The 12,051-nt window shown below is 48.8% G+C and carries 13 protein-coding genes; 6 read left to right on the top strand and 7 right to left on the bottom strand.

Going from position 1 to position 12,051, the window contains the following annotated elements; all coding sequences use genetic code 11:
• Positions 1 to 326, top strand: a 326-nt coding sequence (locus F7231_RS26220) for a hypothetical protein (protein WP_166694204.1), incomplete at its 5' end; no start/stop codon positions are given.
• Between the two features lie 18 nt (positions 327 to 344).
• Positions 345 to 1,316 carry a site-specific integrase gene (locus tag F7231_RS26215; RefSeq protein ID WP_166694203.1) on the top strand — a complete coding sequence of 324 codons (972 nt, stop codon included), beginning with the start codon at positions 345 to 347 and terminating at the stop codon, positions 1,314 to 1,316.
• A gap of 15 nt (positions 1,317 to 1,331) precedes the next feature.
• Here the strand turns inward: F7231_RS26215 and F7231_RS26210 are convergent, their stop codons facing one another.
• Both F7231_RS26210 and F7231_RS26205 read right to left on the bottom strand, forming a co-directional pair.
• On the bottom strand, positions 1,332 to 1,790 hold the full coding sequence (locus F7231_RS26210; RefSeq protein WP_166694202.1) for a hypothetical protein: 459 nt from the start codon (positions 1,788 to 1,790) through the stop codon (positions 1,332 to 1,334).
• Between the two features lie 5 nt (positions 1,791 to 1,795).
• Entirely contained in the window at positions 1,796 to 2,191 is a 396-nt protein-coding gene (locus F7231_RS26205) for a hypothetical protein (protein WP_166694201.1), read from the bottom strand.
• Positions 2,192 to 2,380: 189 nt separating this feature from the next.
• On the opposite strand from F7231_RS26205, the gene F7231_RS27535 reads away from it, so the two are divergent.
• The 4 genes from F7231_RS27535 to F7231_RS26185 all read left to right on the top strand — a co-directional run bounded on the left by F7231_RS27535 (position 2,381) and on the right by F7231_RS26185 (position 6,111).
• The gene (locus F7231_RS27535; protein WP_166694200.1) at positions 2,381 to 5,167 is read left to right on the top strand and encodes a DNA methyltransferase; all 2,787 of its coding nucleotides are present in this window, start codon (positions 2,381 to 2,383) and stop codon (positions 5,165 to 5,167) included.
• Positions 5,168 to 5,190: 23 nt separating this feature from the next.
• The gene (locus tag F7231_RS26195; protein WP_166694199.1) at positions 5,191 to 5,442 is read left to right on the top strand and encodes a hypothetical protein; all 252 of its coding nucleotides are present in this window, start codon (positions 5,191 to 5,193) and stop codon (positions 5,440 to 5,442) included.
• Positions 5,443 to 5,694: 252 nt separating this feature from the next.
• Positions 5,695 to 5,964: a hypothetical protein gene (locus F7231_RS26190; RefSeq protein ID WP_166694198.1), complete on the top strand. Its 270-nt coding sequence runs from the start codon at positions 5,695 to 5,697 to the stop codon at positions 5,962 to 5,964.
• A gap of 3 nt (positions 5,965 to 5,967) precedes the next feature.
• Positions 5,968 to 6,111, top strand: a complete 144-nt coding sequence (locus F7231_RS26185; RefSeq protein WP_166694197.1) for a hypothetical protein — start codon at positions 5,968 to 5,970, stop codon at positions 6,109 to 6,111.
• Here the strand turns inward: F7231_RS26185 and F7231_RS26180 are convergent.
• The 5 genes from F7231_RS26180 to F7231_RS26160 form a co-directional block, all read right to left on the bottom strand.
• Positions 6,083 to 6,982, bottom strand: coding sequence for an S-4TM family putative pore-forming effector (locus tag F7231_RS26180; protein WP_166694196.1), 900 nt, complete (start codon positions 6,980 to 6,982; stop codon positions 6,083 to 6,085). The two genes, F7231_RS26185 and F7231_RS26180, sit on opposite strands and share 29 nt — an antisense overlap.
• On the bottom strand, positions 6,979 to 7,848 hold the full coding sequence (locus F7231_RS26175; protein ID WP_166694195.1) for an SMODS domain-containing nucleotidyltransferase: 870 nt from the start codon (positions 7,846 to 7,848) through the stop codon (positions 6,979 to 6,981). The genes F7231_RS26180 and F7231_RS26175 overlap by 4 nt, the downstream gene beginning before the upstream one ends.
• A 58-nt stretch (positions 7,849 to 7,906) precedes the next feature.
• A complete protein-coding gene (locus F7231_RS26170) occupies positions 7,907 to 8,077 on the bottom strand; it encodes a hypothetical protein (protein WP_166694194.1) in 171 nt (56 codons plus the stop codon).
• A gap of 483 nt (positions 8,078 to 8,560) precedes the next feature.
• Positions 8,561 to 10,930, bottom strand: coding sequence for a S8 family peptidase (locus F7231_RS26165; protein WP_166694193.1), 2,370 nt, complete (start codon positions 10,928 to 10,930; stop codon positions 8,561 to 8,563).
• Between the two features lie 2 nt (positions 10,931 to 10,932).
• Positions 10,933 to 12,030 (bottom strand): AAA family ATPase, encoded by a 1,098-nt coding sequence (locus F7231_RS26160; RefSeq protein WP_166694192.1) that lies wholly within the window; start codon positions 12,028 to 12,030, stop codon positions 10,933 to 10,935.
• Between the last annotated feature and the right edge of the window lie 21 nt (positions 12,031 to 12,051).

Genomic DNA, 12,051 nt, shown 5'->3' with positions numbered 1-12,051 from the left:
ACGACACCATCCTATGGTCAGACTCTGCCTGGGCTACCTATGAACGGATGCCGCCCGATGTGCAGGCAGGCATTAAACAGACGTTCCAGGGAATGCTGACCCGGTACGCTCCCATTTATCATCAACGGCCACCGGAGATTGCATCTGTGGGTACAGTGTCGCACATGCAGGTACCCGACTGGAATATCTGGCTTCGGTTTGTGACTGAGTACAGCGAACAGACAGGCAAGCCTCTCCTCTGCGTTGAAGCCCTGGAAGAGTTGACCCAGGCGGAGTGTGAAGCGTCAGTAGCAGCCGCCCGCGCTAATCCAGGTCGAATTGCTTAATCAGCTACTCCCATCATTATGGCCAAACGAACCGTATCCATCACTCCTCAATGCGACAGTAAGGTTAGCATTCGGCAAACGCTCGCAGAGTTAGCCCAGCAAACGGCGGCATTCTTTCAAAAAGGAGCCGAGGGGGCCGTAAACACCCAATCCGCCTACCGTTCTGATATTGAGCAATTAACACAGTGGCTGCGGCTGCACGACCTGGGTATGCTGCCCATCAGCCCGGCCACGCTGGCAGCGTACGTGTCGGCTGAGGCCGCCGTGCATAAGTGGGCGACGCTGTCACGTCGGTTGGCAGCTATTCGCAAGTGGCACCGAACCCGTAAGCACCCCGATCCTGCGGCCGACGAAGCCGTTAAGATTGTGCTGGAAGGCATCAAACGAACAATTGGCACTGAGCCGGAACAGGCTCCTGCTTTTGACATCGACGAATTTAAGCGAAGCGTTAGGGCTATATCCAGCACATCGGCGGGTCTGCGTGACCGGGCACTGCTGTTGATTTGTTTTGCCGGTGCCTTTCGGCGCTCAGAGTTGGTCGCCCTCGACATAGAAGGGATACAGTTTACCCGTGAGGGTGCCGTACTGAGCTATCAGGGGAGTAAGACCAACCAGTACGGAAAACGAGAAGAGAAAGCCCTGTTCTTTAGCTCTGACCCCGAAACTTGTCCAGTCCGTGCCTTACAAGATTACCTAAACCTGCTTAACCGCACCCAAGGACCCCTGTTCGTACGCATTCGAAAGGGGGAGCAAATTACGGATGAACGGTTATCAGACAAACAGGTGGCCCGTGCTACCAAACGATACCTGGGCGAAGATTACTCAGCACACTCACACCGGGCATCGTTTGTGACCATCGCTAAATTGAACGGAGCCGACGACTCACAGATTATGCAGCAAACCAAGCATCGAACCCGCACCATGATTGACAGATACACGCGGGTGCAGGAAGTTGTCAAACATAACGCGGCCATGAAGTTGGGGCTTTAAAGTTTGGTACAGTGTTTAAAGTTGGGCTGTCTCAATCCAGAAATCATAATCCTCTGTACTCAGATTTAGCCGCATAAATTCGTTCATGCCGAAATCATTGCGTTCTAATACATAACGTCGAAAGGGCCAGCTTCGCTTGGCTTCTTCCAAGCCGTGTGTCCGCTCAAGCTGCCTGATTCGGTCGTTGGGCAATCCTTCCAGATATTCCTCAAAGTAGATACGCAGCAAATCCTCAGCTTTCCGATTCGACTGAATAACACTGGGCCGCTGAGTTAGCCAACTTACCAGATCTTCGGGTAGGTGAGTAACCCCTTCGCTTGGCCCAGTGTTAGCTACTTCGTTGAACTGAAACTGGTAACAGTAAGCCGCATTACCGATGCGGTTCATCCGCGCCCAGAATTCGCGATCTTCTTCCGGTTTTTTAGCCAGTTCCTCAGCCTGGATTTGATTATACTTTTCAATTGGGTGGCGCATCGTAGTTAAGAGAGCGGTGGCATTGTAAAACGGTCTCGGTCATAAAAAAGCAGGTCTTTTTCGTGAAAAAGTCCTCCTGTATCGTTTTTCGCTACGCTGTATATGGTAGCATAGGGAATTCGGATTCGCTCTCGGGGGATGTTAGGGCCGGGGGCCATCACGACATCGAGCAAGATACCTTCCTCGTCAAAATCAATGCTCCATGCCGCATCCTGATGCACATATATAGGACACAAATATTGACGTCGATAGGTACGTTGCTCATCCAAAAATTCAATGTAGCTGGCCGACACCATGTAGTGATTGTCAGGTCTTACGATATTAACAACCATATCTTTCAGAATTGCCAATAGCTGATGGTTGACTCGTTCGTCTAATTGATTCGTTTCCTGCGTGGCCATTTTACTGAAGAAGGGTTTTCTTATTCAAACTACGACATTTTCCTCGTCATTTCTGACGATTATGAACCCCAGTTTACTTCTCCGTTTTTCACAAAACGCTTTGGAATAAGGCCAAAATAAACCGTATGAGTAGGCTAACGACATACGTTTTACTATTTTGGCTTTTTATTCACTACCAAGTTTCGTGAAATGGCCCTTAGCTGGACTGAAATAAAAGATCGCGCCTTGCGCTTTGCCAACGAATGGAAAGATGAAGCCTCGGAAGGTGCCGAAGCCAAGTCGTTCTGGGATGATTTCTTCAACGTATTTGGTGTCACGCGCCGACGACTGGCGCAATTTGAAAAAGCCGTCGAGCGGCCGGGTAGGAGCAAAGGGTTTGTCGATCTGTTCTGGCCCGGTACGTTAGTTGTCGAACATAAGTCGAGGGGGCGTAGCTTAGACGATGCCTACAAACAGGCCGTCGACTACTTTGTCGGGCTTAAAGATCACGAACTGCCCAGGTACGTATTGGTATCCGATTTTGCCCGGTTCCGGCTGTATGATCTGGAAGAAGCCAGCAGCACACCGCACGAATTTTTATTAGCTGACCTCCATCAGCACGTCAAGGAGTTTGGCTTCATGTTGGGCTACCAGAAACGTACCTACAAAGAAGAAGACCCCGTCAACATTAAAGCAGCTCAGATGATGGGCGGTCTGCATGATAAGCTGAAAGAAGTGGGCTACGATGGCCACCCACTTGAAGTATATCTAGTACGACTGCTGTTCTGCCTGTTTGCCGACGATACCAGTATTTTCGATAAAGGCATTTTCCAGGACTACCTGAGCCAGAACACCCGCGAAGACGGGTTCGATTTGGGATCGCAGATGGCGATGCTGTTCCAGATTTTGAATACGCCCCCCCAAAAACGCTCGAAGAATCTGGACGATGCCCTGACGCAATTCCCTTACGTCAATGGCAAACTGTTCGCCGAAAATCTGATGATTCCGAGTTTCGACCGGGCTATGCGGCAAATCTTGCTGGACTGCTGCGCGTTGGATTGGGGCCGTATCTCGCCGGCTATATTCGGGTCGCTGTTTCAATCGGTGATGAACCCCGTCGAACGGCGGAACCTCGGAGCGCACTACACCTCAGAAAAGAATATCCTGAAGGTCATCAAACCCCTGTTCCTGGATGATCTGTGGCGCGAGTTTCGGGCCGTTCAAACTGACAGGCGCAAACTGACTGCTTTTCATAAGAAGCTGGCCAACCTCCGGTTTTTAGACCCGGCCTGCGGCTGCGGCAACTTTCTCATCATTACGTATCGGGAACTGCGGCTACTCGAAATTGATGTAATTAAAGCGTTGCAGAAAGGCCAACAGTTTGTGAGCGTCAACGACCTGGTGCTGGTGGACGTGGACCGGTTTTGCGGCATCGAGTACGAAGAGTTTCCGGCGCAAATTGCGCAGGTAGCCCTGTGGCTAATGGACCACCAGATGAACATGCGGATTTCGGAGGAGTTCGGGCAGTACTACATCCGTCTGCCACTCACCAAATCAGCGACCATCGTGCATGGCAACGCCCTACGCACCGACTGGCAATCATTACTGCCAGAACCCAAGGAAGGGGAAGATCTACCACGCTACAACTTCATTATTGGCAATCCGCCGTTCATTGGCTCCAAGATGATGACGGACGAACAACGGAAGGACATTGTCACAATTTTCCAGGGCGTCAGTGGAGCGGGTACGTTGGATTATGTGTCGGGTTGGTACGTCAAAGTAGCTGACATCATTCAGCGAACAGCAGCAAAAGCGGCTTTTGTCTCGACCAACTCAATTACCCAGGGCGAACAGGTTGGAATATTGTGGGGAGAACTACTTCAACGGTACAAAGTGGCGATTTCCTTTGCTCATCGTACCTTCAAATGGAGCAACGAGGCCAGAGGGAATGCTGCTGTTTACTGCGTTATCATTGGCTTAGCCAATGATAACGCAGTAAACAGCAGCATATTGTACGAATACCCGGCTGTGAAAGGTGAGCCTATCGAACGGTCGGTTCGCTCAATTAATCCCTATTTGGTTGAAGGCCGTACTATTTTGATCAATAGCCGCCAAAAGCCCATTTGCAACGTACCTGAAATTGGCATAGGCAACAAACCCATTGACGGTGGAAATTATTTGTTTACCACCGCCGAAAAACAGGCATTCATCATGAAAGAACCGCAAGCAGAAAAATGGTTTCGGCGTTGGCTGGGTTCGGATGAATTCATCAATGGTTACGAACGCTGGTGTCTTTGGCTGGGCGAATGCCCACCGGATGAATTGCGAAAAATGCCAGAAGTGATAAAGCGAGTCGAGGCTGTTCGTCAACTTAGATTAGCCAGCGTCAGCGCACCAACACGAAAGCTGGCTGATATTCCAACGCGCTTTCACGTTGAAAATATGCCCAAGGGTAGCTACCTGCTCGTGCCAGAAGTTTCCTCTGAGCGTCGTCGATACATACCAATTGGTTACGAGCAACCAGAAACGTTGGCAAGTAATCTGGTCAAAATCATTCCAAATGCAGGAATGTTTCATTTTGGGGTGCTAACCTCTGAAATGCACATGACTTGGGTACGTTACGTCTGCGGTCGGCTCAAAAGCGACTATCGATACTCTAAAGACATTGTTTACAACAACTTCCCGTGGCCACAAGTCCCGACGGAAAAGCAGATTACAATGGTCGAGACGGCCGCGCAACAGGTGCTTGATATGCGAGCCTCGTTCGTCGGCAGTAGTCTGGCCGACCTTTATGATCCACTGACAATGCCGCCCGCGCTGGTCAAAGCCCACCAGAACCTTGACCGGGCCGTTGACCTCTGCTACCGGCCACAGGCATTTCTGAGCGAGACCAAGCGGATCGAGTACCTCTTCGAGCTATACGAGCAATACACGGCTCCGCTCATTGGCGCAGGCATGGAAACAGGTGGAAAGAAAAAAAAACGGTCAACCGTGTAGAACCTCGCTAACCTACTAAAACAATGATTTTTGAACCTAAATACTTCTATCAGACGTACCTGAAGAATTACCACCGCATAAAAGCTTTATACCTCAAACAGTTGCTGGATAACTCCACCAGCATTGAGCCTGATCCATTCCACGTAGGTTACGGCGAACGCAATGAAGACGAAGTCAGGTTGACGCTTCGGAGCGATATGCGACAAACCTATTTTCATGCCATTGAGACTTTTTTTGAACTGTTTTTGGCTCTCAAACCACAAGGCACTACTTAATTGATGATACAGAGCTGATGGTTCGGCTAACCTATGCAAAATGGCAGGACAACTACAAACTCATTCGTGAAATAGCTGAAAATGAAGAGGCTCTCAACTTCTTAGACGACCTCGTCACTTTTTCGGGACGGCATATAAGTATAGCTAATTAATTGTTCTATCCGATTGTTAGGCCTGATGGTTCATTTCCGCAACAAGTCTTGGATGACGTTGCCAACAGCATAGAGGCCATCAAATACGGTATTAGGACCATTGCTACTGGACTTTACCGACCGGGAGGAATATAACGCCTACAAACATGGACTGCGGCTCATTCCGGCATCCAGTAAACTGGCCTTAGCTGACCCCGACACGCTGGAAGTACAAATCGAGTGGGACATCAGTCAGTCGATGTCTTACTACACTCGAACCAAAACGCCCGGCGAAATACAGATTGTCACGAAGCTATTCGACTCCGAACGTGACTTCAAAATGACGCTGTTTTGCTCTAATCTTGTTCACAGTTTGATTTATTATAGGTAACTCATGATGTACAGAGCCAAAGAGCCTGATGCCAAAGTAGCCATTCGATTCTTCGACAAAGATGAAATCGAAGATTGTGACAAGGTCAATGTGGCTGTTCAGAATTTGGTCTTTACCCTTACACCAAATGCTGCTGAGCGTCCTTGATCATAATTTCGGCTGACCGATTCATCAAGTCTTCGTCCTTGTCTCGGAGCCAGTTATAGAAGAAATCAAGTATAACCGGGCTTTTGCTTCGGTGCTCGAAAATTTCATCCTGAAGGCGACGCGAGCTTTCAAACGCAAAAGCCTCATCGTGGCTGAATGCCGTACTCCAAACGCATTTGGCGTAATTGGCCAGTTCATTTAGGCGCTGAGCCGCTTCACGCTGTTCGGTATTCTGTTTCATGCAGAACTGGAAGAATGGAGAAAGCACACTCGCTACCAGTACTACGTTTGTAAAACTCAGTTTAGCTGCGATGCCCGCCAAAACAATGACTACAGTAACGATATAGCCTGCCGTCTGCATGTAGCTTGAATAGCGCTCACGAAGTCGAGAATCCCACCAGCAATTGCTTCGTTGACAGATCAAACGCCCGATGCTCAGGGGTAATGAACCAACCGATATAGGATACCAGTCTTTTATCTTTTCGATGTTGGTTGGTATTTTCCGATGCGCGTCGTAGTACGTAAGTACTTCCTCGACCGTAATATCATCAACTGTTTTTAGGGGCGATGCTGGTAGTTCGAATACATCGCAGTCGAATAGCTCCTGAATTTTGGCCGCTTTAGTACGTTTCTTCTTTGTCGCTGGCTCTAACAGAGTACTATCAAAAAAAACGACCAATAGCCCAAAAGCTGCTGCCCAGGGGGCCATGCTCGTCCAGATAATGGCCGCTACTGACAGCGTAATAGGAGCAACCACGTTCAGGATGATTTGCCAGCCGTGATATACCTTGGCGGCTGAATATAGTTCGCGCTGAGCCGCCAGTCGTTCCAACTGCTTCTGCTCATTTTGTCGGGTAGGTATGTGGTTCATCGGTAAGGAAACTTTCCGTCAAAGAGTAAATCCCAATAGTAAAAAGCGTTGTCAATGTTGCCTTTGCCTTCAGCTTCCCGCGCCTTGTTGGACCGACTAACAGCGGTGCTCAGTTTCGAGTAAGCATCGCTCCATTTGGCAATCGTATCGCATGGCTCGATCAACCCGGAGATGCCCATTGGGTCTATGATATCCGGTAACCCCTCCTTCAATAGTCTTGATAAAACGCTGTCAATGTCCATTGCGTACACAATTGAGGATTCTTTCTCGGCGAAACGAGTTACGTATAATTCAAGGTAAAACGACCGTATAGGTACTGATTTGTAGTACTTCCATGCTTTGATTAAGCGAATCAGTGGTTTCAGCTTGTAGTTGAGCCGTATATCTTGTTCACGGACATACTTGTTATGCGCATCTGGACTGGATACCATCCAGCCACCAGCCCCATTGGCAATATGGTAAGAACGAAAATTCCGGATCAATCCATTGAAGCAACAGGGCGTTATCTCCATATCCTCGGACCGATACGTACCGAACGGAATACATACCGCTGGCGTATTAACGATTATGTCTGGCGTGGACCAGAACGTACCCTGAAGCCCTTCTTTGATGACGCGCAATGAGGTTGCTGAGTTGTCAGACAATCGACGAGAAGGTATAACAGCAAAGTAGTCAGTGTCACTTCTGTGCCGGACACCCGTACTGTTACCAAACGAACCAGTCTCGAAGAAACTCGAACACTCAAATTTATTCATAAGGCATCGCTCGACGGATGATTTATGCGAAGTGGCCTTAGCGTGTTCGCCAGGCAACGGGCACAAGCGGGTTAAGAACGTATCAAACCCTTCAGCTACGGATTTAGGCATTTTGACAAAGGTTAGTCCAGAAACCCCCGTACGCTGATCAGCGTACCGGGGGTTAACTTTATTTTTCCCGACGAACACCTTTAAACGGTTTATCATCGGCTTTCTGGTCAATGAAGCGGCCCGTATCGGTGTCACGTTTCGTCCAGCGGTCGTTGTGCGGATTATATGTCTGCGACCGGTCTTTGATTGCGCCGTGGCGACCACCGCCCGGCTTGCCATTTGTGGCCATACTGGTTATTGTTTGTTAGAAAGTATGAAAAACAACTTGCGCACGGAAAAAACATCGTCTCGTCTCAGCTTGGACGATGGATACAAAGCAATCGAGCTTATGGTAGCTATACCGTAGCTGGGCGCGTCAGCAGGAAATGGGAGGAGGTATCCGGTAGGATGGGCAAAACTGAGGTAGTGGCTTGCAGAACCGAAGCGAACCTTGTTGTTTTGCGCGTAGTTTATCAGCCGGAAACTCAACTATAGGATCGTCAACCTGTTGATTCCATCCCACTGTTGCGCAGTTGGGCATTATTTTTAGTTTTCTCGGCCCCTCGGAGTTAACCGCGCCAACGGTTTGATTTCGAGGGCCTTTTGTTACATCAATTAGTTCAGTTTATGAGGTAGGTCGGCTTTTAACGCCTACCCCAACGTTCATTTTACTGACACGCTCTGTATCAGAATGTCTTTAGTATCTATCAATCAATCCTTCGCATTGCAGGTGTTAGCCCCGTTGGTCGTTCGTTCGGTTTCCAACGTTAATGTTCACCTCATTCCGTAATTGAATGTTGGTATGCTGAAAATTGTTGATGGTTAAGTTCCGCGTAACTGCACTGTACACGTCGTGCCTCTTCAGCGGATCTCGAATCGTGATGATCAGGCAAAAATCTTGCGACAGCACTTCTCCTGTTTGTGCTGCTGCGCTTTCCGCTGCCTGAGAGAACAGCCCTTTCAACTCCAGATACCATTTTTTAGGAGCGGTTAAACTACGTACCCGGTTGGCCTCCGTCATCTCCTGAAGGTTAACAGCGTACTTCTTCACTGGATGGAACTTGCCCAGATCGTCGCGAAGCTGTCGTTCCGCCGTAAACGGATGATCGATGTAACGCTGGAACCGGGCGGCATAAATGTTCGGTAAAAGCACGTTGTTCGGGTTCAATCGGCCAATAGGATTGAATATCGTTCTTTTTGTCGTGTCTCGGCGCTTCACCTGCTCATACGTTCCGAACGACACAGCAATATCCGATTGACAGTATTCGGCACCCTGACTGCTCTCTAAGCGTGGGTCAACAACGAGGGTTAATGTTATTTCACCGTAATACTGGCCGGCCTCGTTTACCAATAAATCGGGAAATGGGAAGTCGAGCATTTCGATATAGCCTCCACGCAGGATGTTATCCTGTAGGATGAGCGTGCTCTCGTAGGGGGTATTGTAAATAATATCGGCAACAGAACTTGGCAGTCCAAAACCCATTTCTTTCAACCGTTCCGCCGGAGAGAGGCTCAACCCAGGGTGGTATTTGGCCGAATGAATCGCCAATGCCTTCAGCAGTAGTGGGTCGAAATCCCCCTCAACCCGGTGGTGTAGGCCTGCCAGCAAGGCAGACACGCGTGGGGTCGAAAAGCTGGTGCCAACCTGCTGTACCACTCCTCCTGTTACAGAGAAGGAGTTTACGCCGGTAAACGTCATTTCGCCAGTCTTCTTCACCCCAGCGTTACCCCCGTAGTGAGCCAACTCTGGTTTAACAAGTTTATTTGGGCCAAAGCCCACCCGCGAGAACGGTGACGGATATCCCTCGGATACGATATCACTTGCCTGCCGGGCATGGGCAACACTACCAACTACGAGCGATATCACCGAATCGGCTGAGATAGGGATTCTGCGCTTGGGTAATGACGATGCAAAATTGTAGCAGTTACCCGCCGATTTACAGATGACAATACCGTACTGTTTCTGGAGGTCATCCAACGCCTTCCCAAAATCGGAAAAATCGCGGTTGCCACATTCCGTTGTTCCACCACCTGACAAATTCCACAGCTTTACATCTGGATAGGCACGAATGGCATTCTGTATGTTTTCCAGTAGCTCATCCTCGTCGATACGAACGCCACGCTTGGGAAATACGGTAGCGTCCAAGAGTTTAAATTCTCCTCCGCCTACCCAGTCCTGCCCTTCCAATTCATCGCCGTACAGCAAAACCCCAGCCACAAAGGTGCCGTGTGATCGATCAACTTCGCTGTCATCATAAGCTGTGTACCGGCGTTCATCCAACCAGGGTTTTAGGTGAGGTATTGGTGCTATACCCGAATCGAGAACCCCCACCGTTAAGTATTCCTTGCCACTGACGGGGCTTTTTACCGGTAGCGATGCACTAGGAGCAAGTTCATCCAGCGTAATCTGGTAGGAAGGCATGGGGTCAATCGAGTACAATGCCTCGAACTCCTGAATCAATTCCAGTGCATCAGGTCGAACCTGTTCTACCTTGTATACCGTCAGACCAAACGCATAAGCTGTCTTCCTAAACGAAGTATCATTTGCCCGTAATGTCCCTTCAAATGCCTGTTCGATTCGTTCGTTGACACGCCGATCCGGAAAGTTTATAAGTTTAATTTTCAGGGGCGTGGCCTTATCATCTGGCAGATCGACTCGCGGTTGAAAGGGTCTGATAGCATCAATAGCCGACAAAGCCACTGGAAATGAGATTGGACGCTGTAAATTCTGATCAATGAATCTGACCTGTTCGGTCGAATCCACCTTAACCATCAGATCGAGATCATCAGAAAGACCAATCAGATTGTACTCTTCTTTTCGGTTGAACAGTTTCGCTACCTCGTTCCTATGCGATTTTGCCATAGCCTCCTCACGTACCGTTACTTCAAGAACCGCTGGTATGAATTTCCGATCTGGTTGACGGTCAATCAGGGTTAATGCTGTCGTATTTAGTATTTCCCTAAATACCTCTGACTTGGCTTCCAGAAGGGCAGGAGGAAGTACCCAGCGCGGTAGTTCGTTGCCTCCACCACCTTCGGTTCGCCGTTCATCCTGTGTACCGCGTTTGCTGAACAACTTGATGGGTAGGTTTTTCGGCTCCATAATTATGATTTTTGGTTAAAAAAGTTGCGAACTTGCCGAAGTGAAATGCCTAGTACGTCTGCAATAGCCGCTTGAGAAACGCTATTGGCGTTCAAGAAGCTCATCAGCGCTTCATGGGATGTTGAATTATGATGCTTGTAGTAGTAGTACTGAAGCAGGAGTTCTTCGTAATTCAAGGTTTGCTTTTTCTGTAGTACGTTATGAGCAATCGCATTCTGGCATATTGCTTTGATATCGGCGGGGCTACTGCTTGTTAGCAGCTTGGCTAGTGTTTCCCCCCTTTTACTATCCAGCTCAAAGTTTAACTGAGCGGTTTGCAGAAACAAGCTTAGTAAAGACTGGATTTCGCCTTCGCCGGGAAGAGCAATCTCGACAATACTGTTAAATCGTCGCCATATAGCTTTATCTAACAGTTCGTGATGGTTTGTGGCAGCAATCAGAATATTCGATTCGACATACTCATCAATATTCTGTAATAAGCTGTTTACAACTCGCTTCAACTCACCTAACTCATGCTGGTCATCACGGGCTTTAGCAATGGCATCAAATTCATCCAGGAATAAGACACAGGGTTGGCGGCTGGCAAACTCAAATATTTTACGAATATTCTTAGCCGTATTACCTAACAAGGATGACACTAATGAGTCCAGCCGGGCTACCACTAATGGTAGTTGCATGTGCTGGGCGATATAGTGGGCCAGCGTAGTCTTCCCACAACCGGGAGGTCCGTATAGCAACAGCGACGCTTGGGGATCAACCCCTGCCGCTTGAAGTTCACTGCGATGCTGAACTCTCCCTATAAAGCCATCCAGCTTGTGGCGTAGGCTCTCCGAAAGTATTACTGGAACCTGCTGACCGGGCTGAGGTAGAACTAAATCTGCAATATTCATTCTTGTCTCATGATCAACTGGGGCCGTGAACAGTTGATCCATAAAGACAGGTTGCGCTTGCTTACTCTGTAGGGCACGCATAATCCGATCGGCCCCTTTCGGGTCGCCCGACTTACTCAGGTTTTCGGCTAACAGCTTCGCATAATTCAACACTTTATGCGGGTCCTTACCTAAACCTCCTTCAATTATTTTGATTATCTCTGTGATCATCCGCTTATATATGATCTCAAA

Source organism: Fibrivirga algicola (assembly GCF_011742925.1).
GTDB classification, from domain to species: domain Bacteria; phylum Bacteroidota; class Bacteroidia; order Cytophagales; family Spirosomataceae; genus Fibrella; species Fibrella algicola.
The sequence above is the reverse complement of the archived record's forward strand: the minus strand, read 5'-3'. Positions and strand labels throughout refer to the sequence as shown.

What these genes read in the sequence shown, in the direction of transcription:
- F7231_RS26215 (WP_166694203.1), top strand. Translation starts at nt 345, where the DNA reads ATGGCCAAACGAACCGTATCCATCACTCCTCAATGCGACAGTAAGGTT.
- F7231_RS26210 (WP_166694202.1), bottom strand. Translation starts at nt 1,790, where the DNA reads ATGCGCCACCCAATTGAAAAGTATAATCAAATCCAGGCTGAGGAACTG.
- F7231_RS26205 (WP_166694201.1), bottom strand. Translation starts at nt 2,191, where the DNA reads ATGGCCACGCAGGAAACGAATCAATTAGACGAACGAGTCAACCATCAG.
- F7231_RS27535 (WP_166694200.1), top strand. Translation starts at nt 2,381, where the DNA reads ATGGCCCTTAGCTGGACTGAAATAAAAGATCGCGCCTTGCGCTTTGCC.
- F7231_RS26195 (WP_166694199.1), top strand. Translation starts at nt 5,191, where the DNA reads ATGATTTTTGAACCTAAATACTTCTATCAGACGTACCTGAAGAATTAC.
- F7231_RS26185 (WP_166694197.1), top strand. Translation starts at nt 5,968, where the DNA reads ATGATGTACAGAGCCAAAGAGCCTGATGCCAAAGTAGCCATTCGATTC.
- F7231_RS26180 (WP_166694196.1), bottom strand. Translation starts at nt 6,982, where the DNA reads ATGAACCACATACCTACCCGACAAAATGAGCAGAAGCAGTTGGAACGA.
- F7231_RS26175 (WP_166694195.1), bottom strand. Translation starts at nt 7,848, where the DNA reads ATGCCTAAATCCGTAGCTGAAGGGTTTGATACGTTCTTAACCCGCTTG.
- F7231_RS26170 (WP_166694194.1), bottom strand. Translation starts at nt 8,077, where the DNA reads ATGGCCACAAATGGCAAGCCGGGCGGTGGTCGCCACGGCGCAATCAAA.
- F7231_RS26165 (WP_166694193.1), bottom strand. Translation starts at nt 10,930, where the DNA reads ATGGAGCCGAAAAACCTACCCATCAAGTTGTTCAGCAAACGCGGTACA.
- F7231_RS26160 (WP_166694192.1), bottom strand. Translation starts at nt 12,030, where the DNA reads ATGATCACAGAGATAATCAAAATAATTGAAGGAGGTTTAGGTAAGGAC.